This is a genomic window from Curvivirga aplysinae (assembly GCF_009711445.1).
GTDB classification, from domain to species: Bacteria; Pseudomonadota; Alphaproteobacteria; order UBA8366; family Aestuariispiraceae; genus Curvivirga; species Curvivirga aplysinae.
In genome coordinates, this window is the sequence record NZ_SMMC01000185.1 from 1 (window position 1) to 23690 (window position 23690).

The following is a 23690-nucleotide window of genomic DNA, read 5'->3' on the forward strand; positions in this document are numbered from 1 at the left end:
CCACAAGCCACAGCACAAAATCAGTCTCAGCCTGCGCAAGCGCCCGCTTCGACAACAACACAAGCGATAAATACACAGACACAGGCGCCAACACCGTCACAAGCGCAGCAACATCAAATTCAGGTAAAAACATCAGCATCACTTCCACAAGCTGTTTCAAAAGAATTGGCTTCTGGACAAAGTATTAGGGTAGAGGTGCAGCAAGTTCCTAATCAATCAGCCAATCGTCTGACACTGCAAACTACGTCTGGCCCCGTCACAGTAACAACGCAATCAGGAACGCAGATTTTACCTCCACCGAATACACAAGCAAACTTACATGTGTCCTTTCATTCTGCACTAGCAGGAAAAACAGCACAGGGAGATGGGCCCTTATTGCTTAATCTTTCTTGGTCAGGCACTGCTATCAAAGCGACGACAACAACAACTCAAGGAAGCGCAACAAATGTAACGCTCAACACATTGCAAGGAACACAATTACCTGCCACGACCTTAAGTCAAAACTCGATATCACATTTACTACCTAAAACGCCCACAGGCCCTTTGTCACCCTCTCCTGCGGTACATGCGTCATCCATTCGTGGCGGGCCAGCTGCTGCTATGACACAGACTAATACCTCGCAAAACATACCAACAATGCCAACGCCACAAGGGTCGCCTATTGCGTCAAATCAGTCCTTAAATGTCCAAATTGCTTCCTTACAGTTGCCTAACCAGACATTACCTGCAGGTTTAACAATCCCGACTTCTGGACCAACAGGCATACCTGCCATTCAAGCAACAGTACTTGCAAGCCAACCCGGTAATACGATCATACAAACATCGGTTGGCCCCATGTCTTTACCAACCCCATCGCCCCTGCCTCCTGGCAGTTTATTAACTCTTCTTCCTTTAGGTGAACCGATCAGCATCCAGGTTCCTGTACAAACTGCCCTAAATACCTCTGCAGCTATTCAGGAACGATGGGCGATGCTACAACATGCCATGTCCATGTTACAGGCTGGCAACCCACAGATGGCGCAGCAAGTTATGCAATCCATGCCTCAAGCGAACACGCAAATGGCCACCAGTATACTTTTCTTACTTTCTACCTTGAGAGGTGGCGCTCTAGAAAACTGGGTCGGGCGAAGTGCCGCATCTCGCATTTCAGGGCCAATGGGCGATCGTCTGATTGATAGCATAAAACAAAATACCAGACAGATACGTGACCCCATGGGACAGGAATGGCGGGCATATGGTATGCCCGTGGCCCAAGATTCCAGTTTTGGTGAGTTATGGTTATATTTAAAAGATAAATCAGATGAAGAAAAACTAACATCAAATCAAGATGATGAAGCTAAAAGATTTATCATCGAAACTAGTTTTCAAAAAATGGGCCCTTTGCAGCTAGATGGTTTGGCAACCCAGAAAACAGTAGATTTAATGTTTAGAAGTTTGATCCCGGTCGAAGAAAAAATGCGTGATGATATTCGCGCACTTTTTGGCAACACAATCACGGCATTAGGTTTAACAGGAACTATTCGTTTTCACGTTGCAGATCATTTTCCTGTTTCAATTACTGAAGAAAGCGTTACTCTAGGTGGAGAAGTTACCATTTAGAAATAATTTATCTTGTAGAAACAGGGATATATGATGGAAAATAATATTGATGAAGCTGAGTTAACGGTAAACCAGAAATCACAATCGGATCGCCGCTTTTCACTTGTCACCGTAGAAAATCCAAACCTTTCTATAGATTATCTTGTTTCTCTTGGCTCAAAGCTAACGGATGAAAGCTGCTGCATTCAAATCAGTTATGTTCCAGATAAGTTGGTTTTAAAACCTGAAGCTTTTGAACAATATCTTCATAGTTTCGATGATCAAGACACGTCGTCTTTAGAAGCACTGGCACTTAACGTTCTTATTGATCTAAACAACGAAGTTGTACCACGCTGGGTTCAGGTGCGCGCCAAGTCTGAAAGTTCCAATCACCGGGTTCTGGTGGAAGATCGCCAACCAATATGGGAAAATGAAGAACTTTTATCCCGCATCCAAAAATTCTAGGAACGCAACATGGAAAATCCGCTGATTGCGCTTGATTTAACCCTGTTAGATGTTCTGGCGTTAACTTGGTTCTTTATCTGTTGGATGGGATTTCAGTATTTCGCGGATCATAGTCGCTGGCACAAACGCAGCCTCACCATTCAAATTAATGAATACCGTCTGGAATGGATGCGTCAGATGCTACAACGCGACGTAAGAATGGTCGATACAACACTTTTAGGCAATTTATTAACCGCTATTGGCTTCTTTGCCTCAACAACTATCCTTGTTTTGGGGGGATTATTTGCGTTACTTGCAAATGCAGATATTGCTATGCAAGCCTTAACCAGCTTACCTTTCGCAAAGCAAACCAGCCTCACTGTTTGGGAATTCAAAGTATTATTGTTGATGAGTATCTTTGTGCATGCCTTCTTTAAATTTGGATGGGCATTTAGACTTAACAATTATTGCTCAATATTAATTGGCGCGGCCCCGCCTCCAGAAACTTTATCACCTGAAAGAGAGCGCTATGCACATAAAACTGCACAGCTCAGTATTAATGCTGGGAAACATTTTAATCGGGGATTAAGAACCTATTTCTTCGGTCTAGCCGCAATAGGTTGGTTCTACCACCCGCTGGCTTTGGTTATCGTTTCTACAATTGTTGTGTGCGTATTATATCGCCGCGAATTCAGTTCCGCGGCCTTATTCAGCCTAGTGCAAGCTGAAGAAAACTAAATCTCAATAACTTTACAAATAAGACTGTGTGGATAATGCGAAATACTGATCCCAGCCTGCAGTGATATCCCAATCACCACGTATCATAATCGGGGCTGTTTCAACCCAATCCATACCTGCTTTTCTCATTCTCTCAATCAGGCTTTTATGCATAACAGGGATATCCACTTGATATTGCGGCTCAGCGCGATCGGCAATGGATTGCACCAAAGCCAGAGCCATATCTTCATTTGGCGCAGTTAAACCACCAATAACAGTGATGCCTTCTTGCTCCGAACCTAACGCATAACCTTGCAACTCATTTTCAGCATCATATAGAAAAGCGCGATATTTGGATTGCCCCATACGACGCTTTACCATCTTGATGCGGGGCGCCCCAAAACGATCCGCATCAAGGCGTAATAAAGTGCCTAAATCCTTTACAGGTAAAGATTCACGAATGGAGCAACCTTCTTCGAGAAGCTCTTCTATTTTTCCGGCATTAAAAGTTTTGGCAAATCCGCGGGTGATCTCATCAACCTTCTTGAAGCCAAACTGTTCGTATAACCCCTGCCCAACATCAGTTGAAATCAGGCAAAGAGATACGTTCTCCTCTGGTAACAAACCAACGATGCGCTCAATTAATTCTTTGCCCAGTCCCTGACGTTTATAGTCAGGATGGGTGATCACACAGCCAATGGAACCTTTATCCGCACTGAAAGGCGTAATCGCACCACAGGTGACAATTTCTTCTTTATCATTCACATGTCCAATTAGACGTGCGGATGTTAACAATGTCAGCCAGTCTTCGCGGTTTAAGGACCAACCAGTTGTGGCATTTAAGGCAAGTAACGCCCCAAGGTTTGCATGGCTTAACGGAATTAAGCGAGGGCGTTTTTCTGACATCGTTGTTTACTCACCGCATTGCGCGCGATGACGCATATAATGATCCAGAATGACACAAGCCATCATGGCTTCCCCTACAGGCACAGCACGGATACCAACACATGGATCATGACGACCTTTGGTGAGGATATCTGCATCCTGTCCATCTTTGGTCACGGTTTTACGAGGCGTCAGAATAGAACTTGTCGGTTTAACTGCGAAACGAGCAATAATGTCCTGACCAGTTGTTATGCCGCCAAGAATACCGCCAGCTTTATTGCTGGTGAATTCAGGTTTACCATCAGCGCCCATACGCATTTCGTCTGCATTTTCTTCGCCTGTCAAAGCTGCAGATTCAAAACCTGCACCAACCTCAACACCTTTCACGGCGTTAATGGACATAAAGGCACGCGCGATATCTGTATCTATTTTATCATATACAGGCGCACCAAGACCGACAGGTACTCCAGAAGCCTGTACTTCAATAACCGCCCCACAGCTGGAACCACTTTTACGGATGTCATTCAGATATGCTTCCCAGTCCTGTGCAGCTTTCACATCTGGGCAGAAGAACGGGTTTTGACCGACCTGATCCCAATCCCAATTATCACGATTAATTTTATGGGGGCCCATCTGAACCAAGGCAGCACGGATTTGAACGCCACCTTCGATAATATGATTCAGAACCTTACGAGCAATACCGCCTGCTGCTACACGCATGGCTGTCTCACGTGCAGAAGAGCGGCCGCCACCACGATAATCACGAATACCGTATTTTTCCCAATAAGTGTAATCTGCATGCCCCGGACGGAATTTATCCATAATATCGGAATAATCTTTGGAACGCTGATCTGTATTTTCTATCAACAACCCAATAGAAGTTCCCGTAGTTTGGCCTTCAAACACACCAGACAGAATTTTAACTTCATCAGGTTCACGACGTTGGGTGGTATGTTTGTTTTGTCCCGGCTTGCGTTGGTCCAGATAAACCTGCAAATCATCTTCGGTTAATGGTACACATGGTGGTACACCATCAACAACACAACCGATTGCCGGACCATGACTTTCACCAAATGTGGTGAAGCGGAATAAATGACCAAAACCGTTACCGGACATATTCAAACCCTTTATCTAAATCTCAAGGTCTTTAATTACAAAGACCGGCATAATGCCGGCCTTTGGTTTTAAATCATATGAGCAGCTTTGCAATCGCAAAAGCGTCAAAAGAACTACTTGGAACGTTCTTTAATCTGTTCAAGTAATTCCGCAGATTCTTCAGCGGCATCAATCGCAACCATACCAACTGTGTGATATCCACAATCAACATGATGAACTTCGCCGGAAACACCTGCACCTAAATCAGATAGCAGATAAAGGGCTGAGCCTCCTACTTCATCAATGGTTACGTTGCGCTTCAATGGTGCGTTTAACTCGTTCCAACGAAGGATGAAACGGAAATCACCAATACCACTTGCAGCCAATGTTTTGATTGGGCCCGCAGAAATCGCATTCACACGGACACCCTGACTACCCATATCAACCGCCAAGTAACGAACGGATGCTTCCAATGCAGCTTTTGCAACACCCATTACATTATAATGAGGCATTACACGTTCAGCACCATAATATGTGAGTGTTACGATAGAACCGCCCTCATTCATCAATGGCGCAGCGCGACGCGCCAAGGCAGTTAAAGAATAACATGAAATATCCATAGACATTAAGAAATTGTCACGGGATGTATCTAGATAACTTGCCTTTCAATTCGCTTTTATCAGCGAATGCAACCGCATGAACCAAGAAATCAATCTTACCCCATTGCTTTTCAAGTTCAGCAAATACGTTATCCATGCTTTCTTCGTCAGTTACATCACATGGTAAAATGATAGTAGAGCCTAATGATTCAGCCAATGGGCGTACGCGTTTCTCAAGCGCTTCACCTTGATATGTGAAGGCGATTTCCGCGCCATGCTCTGCCAATGCCTTAGAAATACCCCAAGCAATAGATTTGTCATTTGCAAGGCCAAGGATAAGACCACGCTTACCTGCCATGAGTTGTGACGGGTTAGTCATACTAAAAAACCTCTTGTTTTCCCGCTAAAAATCCAGTCCGCATCATACGCTGTTTCGCCGTTTCGTCAAAGGTCTGCCGATCAAATTCGTGAATTTTTTTGTAACATTTAGACTCTTCACTTTCGAACCGACCATAAAGGACAGATTAAACCGCTAAAAGCTTTGAATTTTCAGGCAAATTATTTAACAATAGAAATTAGATTTTTTATAATTTACCAACCAAAGGGCATGCACATGGTCGCTATGTTAGGACAAAAATTGCAAGAATTCGCGAAACTGATGCGTTATGTTCTTCAACGTTTCATGCATGATAAAATGCAACCTCGCGCAGCGTCACTAACTTTCACCTCCCTTTTAGCCATGGTGCCACTGTTAGCAATTAGTTTCGCTATTTTTGCTGCCTTCCCTGCATTTGAAAATTTGAAAGCTGAAGCCCAAAACTTTATCTTCGAAAATTTTGTACCCGGCGTAGGTAATTCCGTCCAAGAGCATTTGGAAAGTTTCACGTCAAAGGCGCAAGGTGGATTAAGTGCGGTTGGCATCATTTTCCTAGGCGTGACATCTATCATGTTGCTGGTAACTATTTCCGGCACATTTAATGAAATATGGCGCGCAAGACAGCCCAGTTCAATCATTTCTCGCATTCTGGTTTATTGGGCTATCTTAACCCTTGGGCCACTTTTCTTCGGGGCAAATATATCCATCAGTACCACTTTATTTGCTTATGCCCGTACCTCTGGCCTTGATGATCTGACAGGATCCTATTTTCAGCTGGCATCATTCATGCCTTTCTTCCTGTTAACCATTGGTTTTATGCTAATGTTTCTGCTTATCCCCAACTATCCTGTTCGCAAACGTGATGCGTTAAAAGGTGGTATATTGGCAGGTGCAATTCTAGAGTTATTAAAGAAGGGCTTCACATTTTATATCACCAGTTTTCCGACTTATGAAACGATCTATGGTGCTATGGCGACCATACCGATTTTCTTGTTATGGATTTATCTTAGCTGGAATGTGATCTTATTTAGTGCACAATTCACGGCCGCCTTACCTGAATGGCGTGCAGGTAGCCGTAAAATCACCAAGGGTAGCATTAATTTATCTGAGAAGTTAACTGCGTCTCTTTCTTTGTTGCATGCCTTAAAAGAAGCAACCGCGAAAGGCAAAGGCCTAACAGAACGGCGTATGCCTGTCATTACAGGTTTGGGTCCGGAACAACTACATTTTGCCTTAACCAAGTTAGAAGAGCTCAATTTCGTCACCAAGTCCGATACAGGCCGTTGGCATTTATGTCGTGATTTGAAAGACTATCGCTTGGCTGATCTTATTCATAATTTAGATCTGACTTTGGAAAAGGAGTTCTCTACCACACATCTAAGTCAAGCATGGGCACATCGCTTACAAAATATGTTAAATCAGTCCGAACAAGAGATAGGACACATTTTTGCCGATAATCTGGAAAGAATTCTAGAAGACATGCATGAAGGAGAAAATTTTCCCATTAAAGCCAAACAGCCCATGAAAGAAATTGAAGATAAAGATGCAGCATCCGGTTTGGTTTCAAAAGCACTGGCATTGATTGGCGCCGGCGCGATCGGCAATAATTAAGAGATTTTTTTGGAGGGGATGATGTCGATTGAATTTTTATTACCTGCACTAGTGTCTTTGGCTTTCTTGGGGCAAAGATAGCCCTTGCGGGATAAACCATTTAACAAAGAAAAAAGCTGGCTTATTTCAAGCCAGCTTTTTTTCGGACATCGTAGTCAAAATCTTTGGACCATTTTTCAACAAACTCAATCAGTTCTTTGTCTGGTTTTTCTGGAAGCATGACTTTTAGCTTCACATATTGATCACCTGCATTGCCAGATTTTGGCGTAATTCCCTTACCACGCAAGCGTAAGGTCGCCCCGGTATTAGAGCCGGCAGGTACATTCACAGAAACAGAACCAGTAATAGTCGGCACGGTCACCTTGGCACCCAAGACAGCTTCGGCCAAACTAATAGGCAAATCTAAGAAAATGTCATTTCCATCACGTTCGAAAAACTTGTGCTTACCTACATGGATTTCAACATAGGCATCACCGTGCTCTGCCCCGCCCATACCGGGCATGCCTTGTCCTTTAAGACGTAAAGACTGCCCATCTTCAGACCCCGCAGGAATATTAACATTTACACTGCGTCCATCATGAAGACGAATTTGGCGTCGTCCACCTGTCGCAGCCTCTTCAAATGAAACAGATATTGTATGACTAACATCTTGGCCTTTCATACGAACTGTATTGGATCGACCGCGAGATCGACCGCGTCCAAACATATCAGCAAAGATATCTTCAGCGCCAGCGCCAAAGCCGCCAAAACCGCCACCGCCGAAACCACCGCCACCAAAGCCGCCTCCGCCAAAGCCAGCACGCGCAGAACCATCCGCGTTGATCTCACCGCGATCAAATTGCGCTTTCTTCTGCTTGTCAGATAACAGATTATAGGCCGCAGACACTTCTTTGAATCGTTGCTCCACTATAGAATCATTCGGATTCAAATCAGGATGCAGCTCTTTCGCTAATTTGCGATAAGCTGTTTTGATTTCGCTTTCTGACGCGCCACGTTGAACGCCTAGAATATCATATGGATTCTTCATGCTACTCGTATATGCCAATTTAAGTTCGCTCCCAACAGATCATACATATAGGGGCAGGTTTAAACAATGACTTGCCATACAGCAATTAACTGTACCTACATATATTATAAGAGATAAGTAGGAATAAATGCAATTTCCAGACCGTTTACACCGTATGATCCGAAATTTCCATAGTCTTTTCCCATATTTCCCCCTTTATCCCTACCTCAGTTCCAGATAACCTACATTCCAGATAAATCAAAAAGCAAAATCAAATAATAAGAGGAACGGATTATCATGGAATTATCCACCGAAAACCCATTCGAACAATTCGCAACATGGCTAAGCGAAGCGGAAGAAAGTGAACTGAACGACCCAAATGGTATGGCACTGGCAACCGCAACAAAAGACGGGCAGCCAGCAGTACGCATGGTGTTGCTTAAAGGCTATGATGAACAAGGTTTTGTTTTTTACACGAATTTAGAAAGTAACAAGGGACGTGACCTGATAGAAAATCCAAAAGCTGCGCTTCTGTTCCATTGGAAAAGTAAACGTCGACAGATTCGCGTAGAGGGATTAGTCGAGTCAGTTACGAATGAAGAAGCTGATGAATATTACGCATCTCGGTCACGGGGAAGTCAGATTGGTGCTTGGGCTTCCCAACAATCCCGTCCACTTGAAAGCCGTTATGCGCTTGAAAAAAGTGTGGCAAAATACACCGCAAAATTTGGCATTAGCAAAGTACCGCGCCCAGATCATTGGTCAGGCTTCCGTATCCGCCCACATCGTATCGAATTTTGGCAAGATGGTGCCTTCCGTTTACATGATCGCTTTATTTTCACACGCGGAAATGAAGCTGATGATTGGGAAATCGATCGTCTATATCCCTAAGGATTTCATAAATGCAGCCATTAAATCAAGATAGGCGCAATCACCTCACACGACTCTCTACTTCGGTCTCTGTGATGAGTGCGTCTTTCTTGGTTATCATCAAATTGGTTGCATGGATCATGACTGGCTCCGTTGCAGTTCTCGCCAGCCTGATCGATACGATTATGGATCTTTTTTCATCCATGATCAGCTTTATTGCGATAAGATATTCACAAATTCCAGCAGATAATGACCACCGTTTTGGCCATGGAAAAGCGGAACCTTTAGCAGCCCTCGCCCAATCAGGGTTTACCTTCGCTTCAGGCATATATTTACTTTTTGAAGTTGGGAAAAGACTTCAAAACCCTATCTTATTGGAAAAGACGTATATTGGGATATATGTCATGATTATTTCCATCTTGGCGACTTTGTGTCTAGTTGCTTTTCAATCATGGGTATCTAAGAAAACTCAATCCGTTTTAATCAAAGCTGATACCCTGCACTATAAGGGAGATTTACTGGCTAACTTTGGTGTCATTATCGCGTTGGTCGTTTCCGAGGTTTATAAGGCCTATTGGTTAGACCCCTTAATTGCTCTTTTAATCGCATTATATATTCTAAAAGCAGCCTATCTTATTTTCAAAGAAGCATTTGATATGTTGATGGATAAGGAGCTTTCGGATGAAGAACGCACAACAATTAAGAAAATTGTCCTCAATCATATAGAAGTATACGGATTTCATAATCTTCGCACTCGACAATCAGGGGCAAATAGTTTTCTTTAAATACATCTGGAATTGGATGGCTCGAATAGTCTAGAAAAAGCCCATAATATTACTCTTGAGGTTACTGAAGCTATTAGAACAGCTCTTCCAAGTTCAGAAGTAATTGTACATCAGGATCCAGTCCCTAAAGAAAAATTGGACATGCTTATAAAACTTAAGCAAAAAACACTGTCTGCATTGACAGATAAAAGGATTTAATATGACAAGTGACCAAGATAAGCGTCCTGCTGTGGTTTTAACTGGTGCCAGCCGTGGCATCGGGCATGCAACCGTAAAACGTTTTTCGGACGAAGGATGGTATATCATTACATGCTCTCGTGACGATATTCCTGAACATTGTAAAGCCGATCCAAACTGGGCATTGCATATCCCAACCGATTTATCAGATCAAAAATCCGTCGCAGCTTTCATTGAGGAAGCAAATGAATTTCTGAAAGGACGCCAACTAAACGCATTGGTCAATAACGCTGCTGTTTCACCGAAAACACCATATAAAGAACGCCTTGGGTGTTTGAATGGCGACACGGATCGTTGGCGCGAGGTTTTTGAACTAAACTTCTTTACCCCACTGACCCTGTGTCGTGGTTTTGCAGCGGCTCTTGGCCGGGGTGCAAAAGGCGTCGGGGCGGGTGTTGTAAATATCACGTCTATCGCAGGCCATTCTATTCATCCATTTGCAGGCTCCGCCTATTCCACATCAAAAGCTGCGCTTTCTGCCCTGACCCGAGAATTAGCGGTTGAATTTGCAGAATTAGGCGTACGCGTAAATGCGGTGGCACCGGGTGAAATCGCCACAGAAATGATTGGACCTGAATATGAACCTCTTATTGCCCGTATTCCAATGCAACGTATGGGCACAGCGCAAGAAGTTGCAGGCACAGTTTATCAATTATGCAACAATGATTTTGGCTATGTAACTGGCACAGAAGTCTTCGTCACAGGCGGACAGCACGTTTATTAGTCGTGCTGTCTTTCAGATTAGTCCACTGACTTTCGTTCCATACGCGCTTTTACAGCTGAGCCGCGTTCATACCAGCCCTTTGATCTATTAACGATTTTTACCAAAGTTAACATCACAGGAACTTCAACCAACACACCAACCACAGTAGCAAGCGCAGCGCCACTATCGAACCCGAAAATACTGATCGCAGCCGCGACAGCCAGTTCGAAGAAGTTACTTACGCCAATCAATGAAGATGGGGCAGCGATACAATGGGCTTCTCCACTCCACCGGTTCAAGAAATAGGCAACGCCAAAGTTAAAATAAACCTGAATTAAAATCGGGATTGCCAACATTACGATGATCATCGGCTGATTTAAAATTTGATCCCCCTGAAAGGCGAATAATAACACCAATGTCGCCAGTAAGGCCGCCATAGAAATTGGTCCAAAAACGCCAAGTAAACGATCTAGACTTGCTTGACCACCAGATGCCATGGCCATCCGACGAATGATCTGGGAAATAATAACAGGAATAACGATATAAAGCCCGACAGAGAGCATTAAGGTATCCCATGGAATTGTGATGGCAGAGATACCAAGTAACAATCCAACGATAGGTGCGAAAGCCACGATCATGATGACATCATTCAACGCTACCTGACTTAGCGTGAAATGAGGCTCCCCATTGGTAAGATTACTCCAGACAAAAACCATTGCTGTACAAGGGGCTGCGGCAAGTAAGATAAGACCTGCAATATAGCTTTCATGTTGATCCGCGGGCAAGTAGCTTTCAAAGACATAACCTATGAAGACCAAGCCAAGTAATGCCATTGAGAATGGCTTAATTCCCCAGTTGATGAGCAAGGTAACCCCAATGCCGCGCCAATGCTCCATCACTTGCGCCAAAGCTGTGAAATCGATCTTCACCAACATTGGAATAATCATCAACCATATTAAAACAGCGACAGGTAGATTTACACTCGCCACCTCCATATTTCCAATTGATTGAAAAAGTGCAGGAAAGAAATGCCCAAGAGCAATACCCGCCACAATACAAAGTGCCACCCAAATTGTCAGGAAACGTTCAAAAATATTCATGGAAATGCCTTTGCCCAAATCTAATTGATCTAAGGCGGATAGCATGACTTGATAGAAGTCACAAACAGGATTTTGTAAAATATTTCTTAAATTCGAAAATTTTCGAAATTAAGCTGCTTGCTTCTCTAATGCCTCAAGCCAATCAATGCGGGATTGTTGCTGTTGTATTTCCATTTGCAGACTGGCATCCAAACTACCACGACCATGGGTGTCATGAATATCTTTAAGCCGGGCCAGCTCCCCTTGGTGAAATTCTTTTAAGAGATCAAGTTGATCCAAAAGATCATCACCATCCAGACAATCAAGGAAACGGAGTTTCAGGAAATAAACCAGTCGACCAGTTTCATCCATAGGCACCCGTAATCCTGACGACATCAGATTAAAGAAGACATCAATACCTTCTTCAGTCACAACCAAAATCGTCGCATCATCAACATGATCACTTCCATCTTTTGGGCGAATAAGACCTTCTAAGCGCAAAATTTCCAAAGAAGACCCAAGTAAATCCAGATTTGGCCCAACAACACGGGCAACCACATGACGAATATCACGGGCTAGGTCTGAATAGGTCATCTCTCCCATTACCAAGGCACCTAGAGCCGCCAGCTTAATTGCTTCTGCCGGAATAAGGACTTTATCCTGATACATAAAAGAGAACTCCCTGAAGATGTTTTTTGAACTTATATGTTATATAAGATGCTTTGGAAAATATTTCCAGTCAATTAAGAACTATTCTTAACAAAAAAGGCAGCTAGTTAAGCTGCCTTTTTGCGTCGAAACCGAATTGGTTCCATTTTCTTAGGATTGAATACCACGTAGACGCTCGCCACGACGACGTAGCAATTCCATAACAATCATTAAGATAATCGCCAAAACAACCAACAAACCAGCGGCCGCCGCAATTGTCGGGCTTAATTGTTCACGGATACCACTAAACATCTGACGCGGCAGTGTACGTTCTTCCGGACCAGCCAAGAAGAGCACCAAGATCACCTCATCAAAAGATGTGATAAAAGCGAATAAACCACCAGAGAAAATGCCCGGTATAATTAATGGAAAGGTCACTTTAAAGAATGAACGGACCGGGCTTGCTCCCAAACTTAGAGAAGCACGAACCAAATTCTGATTAAAGGAAACCATTGTTGCAGTTACGGTAATCACAACGAATGGGATACCCAATGTGGCATGGGCCATAATAAGTCCCATCAAACTACCAGTTAAACCAAGCTCAGTTCCAAAAAGTGTCGTCGTTAACCAGTTGATACCTGTTGCTTCCATGAAACCACGAAGGCCAGGGTCTGCAGCACTATAAAAGAAGAACAAACCAACAGCTGTAATAACCAATGGTACGATCATCGGAGAAATAAGTACGGCTTGCACAAAGCCCTTACCAAAGAAACGACCTTTACTAAGACCCATCGCGGCAATTGTGCCTAGCGTGGTTGCAAGCAACGTACTAAAGATCGCAACAATGATAGAGTTTTTCACTGTACTTAACCATACGCCAGACGTTGTTTGCGGACATGGATTGTCACTGATTTCACCTGCATCGAAACGCATTTGATAGTCAGCAACGATATCTTGCGTACTACACATATCAAAGAAATCATAATACCAACGCCAGGAAAAACCTTCCATCGGGTAAGTAAAATACGGTTGTGAATTAAAAGAAAGAGGAACCACAGCGATAATAGGCGCGATCAGAAAGAATAAGATCAAGCCACAGCCAATTCGGAAGGTCCAGAACCAAGCTTTTTCTAGTGGTGATGCATAAGGAGGTAAAGCTGACATTATTATTTCTCCTTAACCCATTTTCATCCGGTCGATACCGACCAAACGGTTGTAAATTGCAAACAATACTAAGGTAATCGCCAATAGAACCACACCAATCGCAGAGGCCATATTCCAGTTTAATTGTTGGTTCATCTGAATATCAATCAGTTGTGAAGCCATAATATCTTTCGGTCCACCGACCAAAGCAGGCGTAATATAATAACCGATAGAAATAATGAACACCAATAAACCACCAGCACCAATTCCCGGCACAGTTAATGGTGTATAGACACGCCAGAATGCGATCGCTGGATTTGCCCCCATAGATTTAGCCGCACGCATCAATGATGGATTGATCCCTTTCATCACGGAATATAATGGTAAGATCATAAACGGTAGCAAGATATGTGTCATCGCGACAACCACACCGACACGATTTCGAATAAGCTCCAAAGGCTCATTAATTACACCAATACCTATCAGGGCTGAGTTGATTACACCCTGGTCTTGCAACAACACAATCCAGGCTGTGGTGCGTACCAAAAGGGAAATCCAGAATGGCAACAACACAAAAATCATCAACATATTGCCCGTTTTTGCGGGCAAAGTGGACAATAAATAGGCAATAGGGAAACCAAGTAACAAACAAGTTAAAGTGACTTGTGCAGAGATAAATAAAGTACGCCCGAAAATATCCAGATATACCGCATTTTTATCATCAACCATTGTTACTGACCCCTCCTCAGAATAGGTCATGTCAACAGCTCTTAAAATGTAACTGAAAGTATAATCCCCAGACTCTCGTTGAAGAACACGCCAGAATTCCGGATCGGCCCATTTCTTATTCGCTTTAATAAGAGACTCTTTATACGGTGCCTCTAATTTATCAGCCTTACGGGCTGATTTAATCAACAACCGGCGAAACCCCGGCTTTTCAAAATTCAGTCGCTTACCGACTTTGGCAATATTTCTATTCTTTTTACCTTCTACCAAGTCAGCAGCCATCGCTTTCCACACAGGTTCCGGTGGAAGATCAGTCCCATCCCAGTCCTGAATTGCCTCAACCGTGTTGGTTAGAATTTCTGGCACAATTGAATTGTCCACAGAAACTGAAGCCAATTTTGCGATTGGAAAAACGAAAAAGACCAAGATGAATAAAAATAAAGGAGCAACCAAGCCAAATGCACGAAGCTTATTCAAGCGTTCCGCACGCCTTAAGCTTTGGCGCAATGGGGTGCCGTCAGCAGTCGTCAACGGCTGTGATGAATCAGTAGCAATTGCCATAGCTTTGAACCAGTCTAATCAATATTATTTTAAGTAAGTCATTTAATGATAAGAGAGGCGAACACAGCTTGCTATGCCCGCCTCCATATCAATTAATTATTGACTAACCCAAGCAAGGAAACGCTCGTTTAGATCGTCAAAGTTATCGGCCCAATAATCAAGGTTATGTGGAACCCAGTTCCCCAAGTTTACTGGTGCAGAAGGCAATTTTTCAGCTAATTTATCATCAACAATCATTGTACCAGCTTCGTTAGTTACTGGACCATAACCGATATATGTATGTTGTGTACCCATTTGCTTAGCAGCAGACGCGAACTTCAAGAAGTCATACGCCTTGTCCAAGTTTGGTGTACCTTTTGGAATCACCCACATATCAAAGTCTAGGTTTTGACCGTCCCAAATAATTTTGAATGGCTGGTTTTCACCGTCAATCGCAGATTGAATACGACCATTCCAAGCCGCAGACATTGTTACTTCGCCGTCAGCCAATAGTTGAGGTGGTTGAGAACCAGATTCCCACCAAACAATGCTGTCTTTGATTGTGTCTAGCTTAGCAAATGCGCGATCGATACCTTCTTCTGTATCCATTACATCATATACGTCAGCTGCAGGCACACCATCCGCGATCAAAGCAAATTCCAACATCACTTTCGGGCTCTTACGAACACCACGCTTACCTGGGAACTTATCTAGATCGAAGAAGTCCGCCATTGTAGATGGTTGGTCACCAGAGAATGCTGTTGTGTTATAAGCAACAATTGTTGCCCAAGTAATCGTACCGACACCACATTCCAATTTGGAACCTGGAATAAAGTCATCCGCGTTTGGAATACGAGACCAGTCGATAACTTCTAGAACACCTTCGTCACAACCTTGCAAAGCTGTTGCGGACTCAAGGTCAGCAACGTCAATTGTAACGTTACCAGCTTCCACTTGCGCTTTAATTTTAGCTAGCTCACCGTTGAATTCATCTTCAACGATTTGAGTACCTGTCGCAGCTGTATATGGTTTGTAATATGCTTCGCGTTGAGAAGATGCATAAGCACCACCCCAAGAAAGAACTGTCAAGCTTTCAGCCTGTGCAGTTGCCGCAACACCAAATGTTGCTGCAGCCAATACAGATGTTGTAAGTAGTTTTTTCATGTTTTTCTCCCTGTCTTGAAAAATAATCCTACCATAAGATTAGATCAGACTAAGCTGAACCTGTTTAAATCCACCGCGACAAAACCAGATTTTGATCTTTGCTTTGATGGAAATTCCCAAATCCGTGAGGGTTCAGCTTTCCCACGGATCCAGAAACTTTTTTATTATTATACGTTTGGTGCATCCAAGGCACGGCAGTCATCTGTCTGCCATCCAATGGTCACTTCGGTACCTTCCTGTAAGATAACGTGACCATGAGAGTTAGGAATCTTTACAATAAAATCACTATTTCCAGAAACACTTACACGTGTACGAATATGATCTCCTAAATAAATCAATTCTTCCACCTTCGCGGAACATGTGTTTTCTGAAGCGTTACCCTCAGGATTAATCGTAACACGCTCTGGACGCATGGATAATGTGGTACGTGTTCCAACACCGGATGCATTTACTTTCATCGCAGCAACAGTGCCACCGCCACCTTCAAGCTCCACTTTACAATTCACATCATCTTCGGAAACAATTTTACCATAAAGTTTGTTATTTTCCCCGATAAATCCGGCAACAAAAGCATTATCTGGTTGTTCATATAACACATCAGGTGGTGCCAATTGTTGAATCACACCGTCTTCAAACACGGCAACGCGGTTCGACATCGTCAAAGCTTCGGATTGATCATGGGTCACATAAACCATACTCACGCCAAGATTTTCGTGAATATGTTTAATTTCATATTGCATTTCTTCACGAAGATTCTTGTCCAACGCGCCAAGCGGCTCATCCATCAATACCAATTCAGGTTCAAATACCAATGCACGGGCAACAGCCACACGCTGTTGTTGACCACCAGATAGCTGTGCTGGACGACGATTAGCGAAACCACCCAAACGCACCATATCCAGCGCCTTATTTACGCGGTCTTCAATTTCTGCTTTACCCATTTTACGTACTTCTAATGGGAAAGCTAAGTTCTCGCCAACTGTCATATGCGGGAATAACGCATAATTCTGGAAAACCATTCCGATACCACGCTTATGCGGTGGCGTATTATTAATTGGTGTTCCATTCAATAAGATCTGACCATGTGTTGGCACTTCAAATCCGGCCAACATCATCAACACAGTGGTCTTACCGGAACCCGAAGGACCAAGCATGGTCAAAAATTCACCTCGGTCAACATCTAAGTTCAAATCTTTGACGACTAATGTTTCACCGTCATAGCTTTTTTGAACACCTTCAAAGACAACAATATTGTCGGCGGATCCTGTCATAGGCCCCATCCCTCATTCACGTTAATGGTTGATAATACGGACGAAAGATTTTGCTCGCAATTAGAGTGCGAGTTGTCGGCATAGACTCTGCCCACAATAAGAATCGGTTTAATCACCAGTCTCTTTCTCCCTGCACATACATGTCATTTAGCGCATGTATGATTTTCATTTATTTTCAGGTCTTTTGCCCGAATAATGATTGCAGTGTGCAATCCCTTTAACCAAACTGTCAACGATTAAAACGACGTTTTTTTTCTTGATTTTTCAAAATCTGATATATCACGGGGGTTTAGGGAGATATTTTTTTATAATTTGCAAGAACTATGCAGCTCTTTTCAAACCCATTTGATCCCATATTTGACATAAAGCATCAATAAATTCATCCATAATGTCATCATTATGTAATGGACATGGGGTTAATCTGATACGTTCTGTCCCCTTGGGAACTGTGGGATAATTGATAGGTTGTACATAAATGCCGAATTGCTTCATCAATTCATCAGTCATTTGCTTACATCTTACAGGGTCGCCAACAAAAACAGGAACGATGTGACATTGCGAAGGCATCACGGGAATACCAACAGCAGTCAATTTATCTTTCAATGTTTGAGAACGTTCCTGATGCGCAGCACGAATAGAATCGCCTTCCTTCAATAACTGAATGCTTTTAATGGCACCCGCGGCAATTGCAGGCGGTAAAGCTGTTGTAAAGATAAAACCATCACCAAAGGAACGAATAAAATCTACAATTTCTTTCTTGGCTGCAATGTAGCCACCGACAACACCAACAGCCTTACCCAACGTGCCTTGAATAATATCAATTTCATCCATGACACCATCACGTTCTGCAATACCTGCCCCATGTTTTCCATACATACCTACGGCATGTACTTCATCCAGAAAAGTTAAGGCATTATATTTTTTACAAACATCAATGATCTCACGTAATGGCGCCACATCACCATCCATGGAATAAACGGATTCAAAAATGACAATCTTTGGAGCGTCAGGATTATCTGCTGCTAATTTTTGCTCCAAATCTTCCACATCATTATGGGCCCAAATGCGTTTCTCAGCTCGGGACTGTTTAATACCCTGGATCATGGAGTTATGGTTCAACGCATCCGAATAAAGAATAACATCTTTGATTTCGCGCCCCAAGGTCATCAGAGCGGTTTGGTTTGCAACATAACCAGATGTAAACAGCAAAGCAGCATCTTTATTATGCCAATTTGCCAATTCTTGTTCCAATACCGCGTGATAATGCGTAGTACCAGAAATATTACGTGTACCGCCTGCACCGGCTCCACATTCTTGCAAGGCTTTGGTCATCGCATCAATCACACGTTGATCCTGTCCCATGCCAAGATAGTCATTGGAACACCAAACTTTTACATCCGGTACTGGCTCTTTATTGGTATCTTCATAAAAATTCACCGCAGGAAACTGACCAACTTGACGTTCAAGTTCCGCAAAAATCCGATAACGTCCTTCGTCATGTAATTGGTTGAGTTTATCTTGAAATAGCTTATCAAAAGTCATTTTATCAAATCCCGCAGGAGCAACCTTAATCTTAGGATGCTTCTCATGTAAAAAGCTGGAGCATCTTTTAGAATGCCCCAGCTGATTTTACAATGTCATAATCTATGAAATGACTTCACATTTCTTTTAAAAATGCAAAGTTTGATCTAGTTCAATTTTATCCATTCCATTGACCGGTTTCGCGCAACCAATTGGCAGTGTCATCCAATGCCTTACCGAAACGCTCAACCAACATGTCCAGTTCTTCGCCTGTAATAATCAGTGGTGGAGAGAATGCAACACCATCCCCCCCCATCGCACGAAGAATTGCGCCATGTTCTTGCGCACGCCCGACGAGATGAGGCCCTACAGCCATTTTAGGATCAAAGTTCTCTTTGGTTTCTTTATTTGCAACCAACTCAACAGCCGCAATTAAACCGGTACCGCGCACTTCCCCAACCAATGGATGATCCGCAAACTTACGCAAGCCATCTTGCAAATGATGGGCTACAGAACGCACATGCCCAAGAATATCGCGTTCTTCGTAAATCTTTAATGTTTCAACAGCAACAGCAGCAGAAACTGGATGGCCGGAATATGTGTAACCATGACCGAATGTACCAATTTTACCGGAATTTGTAGAAATGGTGGAGGCAACATCTTCGTTTACGATCACAGCTGAAATCGGCAAATAGGAAGATGATAGCGCTTTCGCAACAGTCATCATATCTGGTTTAAGATCGAAAGTTTCAGAACCAAATATATTACCAGTACGTGCAAAACCGCAAATCACTTCATCAGCAATGAATAAAACATCATATTTTTTAAGAACTGCCTGAACTTTCTCAAAATATGTTTTGGGAGGCAAAATAACGCCACCTGCCCCCATAACAGGTTCAGCAATAAAAGCAGCAACCGTTTCCGGGCCTTCATCCAAAATTTTCTTTTCTAAACTATCTGCCATACGTGTTGCGAAATCTTCTTCGCTCTCACCTTCCTCCCCGAAACGGTAATAATGAGGGCAATCTGTATGCATAATGTTGGCAATTGGCAGATCGAAATCTAGATGGTTATACGGTAAACCCGTCATGCTTGCTGCTGCAACAGTTACGCCATGATAACCTTTGGTACGGGCAATAATTTTCTTTTTGTCTTTACGGCCTTTGGCATTGTTGTAATACCAAACCATTTTCACCACTGTATCTGTTGCTTCGGAACCTGAGTTACAGAAAAATGCTTGTGCCATTGGTACAGGGGCCATTTTTACAAGGCGTTCAGCCAACTCAATGGCCGGGTTTGTCGTCTTATGAGCAAACAAATGATAATAAGGTAATTCCTGCATCTGCTTGGTCGCCGCATCTACAAGGCGTTGTTCATTAAAGCCTAATGATGTTGACCAAAGCCCTGCCATACCTTCGATATATTTATTACCATTTGTATCAGTAATCCAAACACCTTCGCCTTTTTCAGCGATCATCGGGCCAATTTCTTTATGCTTTTCCTGATTAGTGTAAGGATGCATTACATAGGCGATGTCACGGCTTTCCGGAGAGTTACCAACGTTGCTCATTTCACGAATTCCTTAATTCTTGAGAAAATAATTTTGTGATCACAAAATCACATAAACGCGAAGATTACAGTTCAATGAAACTGCAATCAAGAAGATTCCGATTAATAATTAATTCACTTGGAAATTTACCCAGACTCAGTAACATTCGGAAATGTTAATAATGAATGACTTAATGAAAAAAATGTATGATACATGGGTCATAAACATAAAAGACAACACTTGGGATGGCACAAGATGATTATCACCTTTGGTTCAATTAATCTGGATATCACATTTCCGCTGGATCATATGCCAAAACCTGGCGAAACGGTTCTTGGGAAGACCTTCTTAATGAACCCCGGAGGAAAAGGTGCCAATCAGGCTTTAGCCGCAGCATGCGCAGGTGCAGATACAGCGATGGTCGGCATGGTTGGTGATGATGGGTTCGCAGAAGAAGCATTGTGCCTGTTAAAAGAGTATGAGGTTGATCTTTCCCAATTAGGTAAATCGGATCTACCAACAGGTTGTGCGTCTATCTGGGTAGATCAAGGTGCAGAGAATTCTATTGCTGTCGCTTCAGGGGCAAATCTTAGCGCAAAGTCAACTCAAGTTCCTGATTCTTGGCTTACACCAGACAATCGATTATTGATTCAAATGGAAACACCAATCGAAGAGAACTGGAAACTGATCCGACGGGCCCATGAAAAAGGATGCCCGGTCACGCTAAACGTAGCACCTGCAAGATATGTCCCTTTGGACATTCTCAAGATGATCGATCTATTGATCGTAAATGAAGGGGAAGCACGTACTATTGCCGATGGATTGGACATAGATAGTGAAAAAGTCACGCGCCTTCCGCGTTATCTTGCAGAAAAGTTTGGAATGAAATCAGTCCTTACCATGGGTGGTGCGGGTAGTATTTTCTTTAGCCCTGATGGGGGAATTTCCACACCTGCTCTTCCTATAGCGCCAATTGATACAACCGCTGCGGGCGATACTTTTGTTGGATATCTAGGTGCAATGCTAGTTGCCGGCAAAGATATGGAAGAAGCTTTACGTTACGCTTCAGTAGGTGCGGGTCTTTGTTGCATGAAAGCCGGCTCACAAAGTTCAGTGCCAATTATCGAAGATGTGGAAGCAAAACTTTCCTCTTTGCCGGCTAGCAAGGTTATTAAATAACTGACTTAATTCTCCAACAACGCCGCTAGAACTTCAATATGTGGACGATCAAGCGCATAATTAAGTCTGTGCAACCTAAAACTATCGTCTGATAATTTGTCGAAGAAAACACGCGCCTCTAAATCTAAACGCTCCACTTGCCATTCAAGTCGCGCCCAGCCCTGTTCTTTGGCAAGTTGAGCCACTTGAATCATTAAGTGCGATCCTACCTTTTGGCGACGAACAACCTCTTCCACATAAATGTGGCGAACCAATGCACAAGTTTCTCCCATGATCGCATCATATGTAAGTGTGAAAAACACAGCACCGCAAATGACATCTTCGATTTCAACGACTAAAGCTTGAAACTGGCCTCCTGCATCGGCAGCAGCCATCGCCAACCTCTGTTCTAAATCCACAGCAGGCACAGGCCTGATAGAGGGATCGTCATCCGGTTTTTCAACTGTTTCAATATGCTTAGATAAATTCGTCATCAAGCGCACTAATGACGGTGCATCCGCAGATGTGGCAAGGCGGAAACTCACATTTGACATTCTTATACCCTGTATCGCTGTTTCTACAGCGCTTCCCATAAATTACGTTCGACCTAGCTTCTTATAACTATGATCCAAGTGCTGCCTGTTTTCGGTCATCAATGATTTTTTGAATAGCATCAAAAGCTGCTTTCATCTGCTCATCTCCATACAAATCGGGATCATCATCAACATGAATATCAGGTAGCAAACCACCCTTAACAGATTCTCCTAATGGAAGAAAGTAGCGACTTGTGGTTAAAACGATCATGCCACTTTTATCACTCATCGGTATTACAGATTGCGCGACATCTTTCCCATAACTCCGACCACCCATAATAGTAGCACGTCCATTTATTTTCAAAGCACCGGCCACCAATTCTGATGCAGATGCAGAACCGGCATCTTGTAATATAACCAATGGTAGATCACGACTAAGATCAATATCCGAAGCAATCAGCTGCCTTTTTTCATGTTTACCAACCATTTCACCAATCGAACTGCCTTTGGGTAAAAACAAATCTAAAATGCCAATTGCCTCTATTAAATCCCCTCCAGGATTAGCCCTTAAATCCAGAATGATACCCGCAAGAGAGCCTTTTGTTTCCTTAAACGCATCGCTCATCACTTTTTTCATATTTTGGGCCGCCTGATCGTCAAAATCTGAAAGCCGTATAACAGCGATATTGTCTTCTATATATGATGACAGCGCTTTCAGTGCCTTACGTTTCTGTCTAGGAATGATGACTTGATCAATTTCATGACCATCGCGAATAATTTGTAAGCGCATCTGATTACTATAAAAATTCACAACTTCTTTAGTTGCTAAAATTTCATCTAAACCGGACAACTTTTTATTATTTGCTGTCGTAATAATATCCGCTACCCTCAAACCAACAGAATATGCAATCCCTTCGCGTTTCAACCCAATAACTTGCAAACCAAGGGGTACCTTATTCATCACAGCACCAAACTGGGCGGCACCTATCTCCAATTCACTCATTTTTTTATAATTAGTTTTAAGATCGTAGAAATGGCTATAAGGGTCTAAAGATGATAAAAAACCATCAATGGCATAAGCTTCATAAGCGCGATCAGATACCTTCCCATTTTGCGCAACCTCTTCACGAATAGCTTTCCATGCAGCTTTTAGAGCTAAGCTTTGTTTGATATTTTCTATATGATACGTGCGTGCAATCATATATATCAGCTGAAATTTCTCCAAATCATACTGTGTAATGGTGCCATCCTTTAAGAGGGCTTCCTCTTCATCATCATTTAAGGTCGCCAAACGACGAGTAGCATCAATACTTTCGTAATAATGCCTTCCAAGTTTTTTGGGATCAATTTCTAAACCAATTTGTGGTTTAGGAGCGCATGCCACCAACAATAGAACAATGAAAAGTGAAAGAAATTTCCATCGGGAGATTAACGAGAAAACGGACATTAACT

At 42.9% G+C, this 23690-nt stretch carries 22 protein-coding genes and 1 pseudogene; 9 read left to right on the forward strand and 14 right to left on the reverse strand.

Going from position 1 to position 23690, the window contains the following annotated elements; genetic code table 11:
* From E1160_RS17140 to E1160_RS10125, 3 genes are all read left to right on the forward strand, one after another.
* The coding region (locus E1160_RS17140) for a hypothetical protein (RefSeq protein WP_218048831.1) at nucleotides 1–1599 on the forward strand (1599 nt) is incomplete at its 5' end.
* Nucleotides 1600–1632: 33 nt separating this feature from the next.
* Complete coding sequence (locus E1160_RS10120; protein ID WP_218048832.1) at nucleotides 1633–2043, forward strand: hypothetical protein; 411 nt, start codon at nucleotides 1633–1635, stop codon at nucleotides 2041–2043.
* 9 nt (nucleotides 2044–2052) lie between these two features.
* Entirely contained in the window at nucleotides 2053–2760 is a 708-nt protein-coding gene (locus E1160_RS10125; protein WP_155155039.1) for a DUF599 domain-containing protein, read from the forward strand.
* 12 nt (nucleotides 2761–2772) lie between these two features.
* Here E1160_RS10125 and E1160_RS10130 read toward each other — a convergent pair whose 3' ends face one another.
* From E1160_RS10130 to fabI, 3 genes and pseudogenes are all read right to left on the reverse strand, one after another.
* Nucleotides 2773–3645 (reverse strand): GNAT family N-acetyltransferase, encoded by an 873-nt coding sequence (locus E1160_RS10130; protein ID WP_155155040.1) that lies wholly within the window; start codon nucleotides 3643–3645, stop codon nucleotides 2773–2775.
* A gap of 6 nt (nucleotides 3646–3651) precedes the next feature.
* A complete protein-coding gene (gene aroC / locus E1160_RS10135) occupies nucleotides 3652–4740 on the reverse strand; it encodes a chorismate synthase (protein WP_155155041.1) in 1089 nt (362 codons plus the stop codon).
* Nucleotides 4741–4853: 113 nt separating this feature from the next.
* A pseudogene (gene fabI, locus E1160_RS10140) lies at nucleotides 4854–5697 on the reverse strand (enoyl-ACP reductase FabI).
* A 234-nt stretch (nucleotides 5698–5931) separates the two neighbouring features.
* On the opposite strand from fabI, the gene E1160_RS10145 reads away from it, so the two are divergent.
* The gene (locus E1160_RS10145) at nucleotides 5932–7305 is read left to right on the forward strand and encodes a YihY family inner membrane protein (RefSeq protein ID WP_218048833.1); all 1374 of its coding nucleotides are present in this window, start codon (nucleotides 5932–5934) and stop codon (nucleotides 7303–7305) included.
* A 121-nt stretch (nucleotides 7306–7426) separates the two neighbouring features.
* On the opposite strand, the gene E1160_RS10150 is transcribed toward E1160_RS10145, so the two are convergent.
* Nucleotides 7427–8350 (reverse strand): DnaJ C-terminal domain-containing protein, encoded by a 924-nt coding sequence (locus E1160_RS10150; RefSeq protein WP_235914100.1) that lies wholly within the window; start codon nucleotides 8348–8350, stop codon nucleotides 7427–7429.
* Nucleotides 8351–8608: 258 nt separating this feature from the next.
* Here E1160_RS10150 and pdxH point away from each other — a divergent pair, with 258 nt between their 5' ends.
* The 4 genes from pdxH to E1160_RS10170 are packed head-to-tail and all read left to right on the forward strand — an operon-like array spanning nucleotide 8609 to nucleotide 10927.
* Nucleotides 8609–9202 (forward strand): pyridoxamine 5'-phosphate oxidase, encoded by a 594-nt coding sequence (gene pdxH / locus E1160_RS10155; RefSeq protein WP_155155043.1) that lies wholly within the window; start codon nucleotides 8609–8611, stop codon nucleotides 9200–9202.
* Between the two features lie 11 nt (nucleotides 9203–9213).
* On the forward strand, nucleotides 9214–9966 hold the full coding sequence (locus tag E1160_RS10160; protein ID WP_155155044.1) for a cation diffusion facilitator family transporter: 753 nt from the start codon (nucleotides 9214–9216) through the stop codon (nucleotides 9964–9966).
* Between the two features lie 12 nt (nucleotides 9967–9978).
* Nucleotides 9979–10164: a cation transporter dimerization domain-containing protein gene (locus tag E1160_RS17515; RefSeq protein WP_218048834.1), complete on the forward strand. Its 186-nt coding sequence runs from the start codon at nucleotides 9979–9981 to the stop codon at nucleotides 10162–10164.
* A gap of 1 nt (nucleotide 10165) precedes the next feature.
* Complete coding sequence (locus tag E1160_RS10170) at nucleotides 10166–10927, forward strand: SDR family oxidoreductase (protein WP_155155045.1); 762 nt, start codon at nucleotides 10166–10168, stop codon at nucleotides 10925–10927.
* 17 nt (nucleotides 10928–10944) lie between these two features.
* On the opposite strand, the gene arsB is transcribed toward E1160_RS10170, so the two are convergent.
* The 8 genes from arsB to E1160_RS10210 form a co-directional block, all read right to left on the reverse strand.
* Nucleotides 10945–12006: an ACR3 family arsenite efflux transporter gene (gene arsB, locus E1160_RS10175; protein WP_155155046.1), complete on the reverse strand. Its 1062-nt coding sequence runs from the start codon at nucleotides 12004–12006 to the stop codon at nucleotides 10945–10947.
* A 108-nt stretch (nucleotides 12007–12114) separates the two neighbouring features.
* On the reverse strand, nucleotides 12115–12654 hold the full coding sequence (locus E1160_RS10180) for a hypothetical protein (RefSeq protein ID WP_155155047.1): 540 nt from the start codon (nucleotides 12652–12654) through the stop codon (nucleotides 12115–12117).
* 150 nt (nucleotides 12655–12804) lie between these two features.
* A complete protein-coding gene (locus E1160_RS10185; RefSeq protein WP_155155048.1) occupies nucleotides 12805–13797 on the reverse strand; it encodes an ABC transporter permease in 993 nt (330 codons plus the stop codon).
* A 12-nt stretch (nucleotides 13798–13809) separates the two neighbouring features.
* Nucleotides 13810–15063 carry an ABC transporter permease gene (locus E1160_RS10190; RefSeq protein WP_155155049.1) on the reverse strand — a complete coding sequence of 418 codons (1254 nt, stop codon included), beginning with the start codon at nucleotides 15061–15063 and terminating at the stop codon, nucleotides 13810–13812.
* A 96-nt stretch (nucleotides 15064–15159) separates the two neighbouring features.
* Complete coding sequence (locus E1160_RS10195) at nucleotides 15160–16206, reverse strand: ABC transporter substrate-binding protein (RefSeq protein ID WP_155155050.1); 1047 nt, start codon at nucleotides 16204–16206, stop codon at nucleotides 15160–15162.
* A gap of 167 nt (nucleotides 16207–16373) precedes the next feature.
* Nucleotides 16374–17477: an ABC transporter ATP-binding protein gene (locus E1160_RS10200; RefSeq protein ID WP_155155051.1), complete on the reverse strand. Its 1104-nt coding sequence runs from the start codon at nucleotides 17475–17477 to the stop codon at nucleotides 16374–16376.
* Between the two features lie 321 nt (nucleotides 17478–17798).
* Nucleotides 17799–19019 (reverse strand): 5-aminolevulinate synthase, encoded by a 1221-nt coding sequence (gene hemA, locus E1160_RS10205; RefSeq protein WP_155155052.1) that lies wholly within the window; start codon nucleotides 19017–19019, stop codon nucleotides 17799–17801.
* 157 nt (nucleotides 19020–19176) lie between these two features.
* Nucleotides 19177–20568, reverse strand: a complete 1392-nt coding sequence (locus E1160_RS10210) for an aspartate aminotransferase family protein (protein WP_155155053.1) — start codon at nucleotides 20566–20568, stop codon at nucleotides 19177–19179.
* Between the two features lie 234 nt (nucleotides 20569–20802).
* On the opposite strand from E1160_RS10210, the gene E1160_RS10215 reads away from it, so the two are divergent.
* Nucleotides 20803–21726, forward strand: a complete 924-nt coding sequence (locus E1160_RS10215) for a ribokinase (RefSeq protein WP_218048835.1) — start codon at nucleotides 20803–20805, stop codon at nucleotides 21724–21726.
* Between the two features lie 5 nt (nucleotides 21727–21731).
* Here E1160_RS10215 and E1160_RS10220 read toward each other — a convergent pair whose 3' ends face one another.
* Entirely contained in the window at nucleotides 21732–22259 is a 528-nt protein-coding gene (locus E1160_RS10220) for a GNAT family N-acetyltransferase (protein ID WP_218048836.1), read from the reverse strand.
* Between the two features lie 67 nt (nucleotides 22260–22326).
* A complete protein-coding gene (locus E1160_RS10225; protein WP_155155056.1) occupies nucleotides 22327–23685 on the reverse strand; it encodes a S41 family peptidase in 1359 nt (452 codons plus the stop codon).
* Nucleotides 23686–23690: the final 5 nt, after the last annotated feature.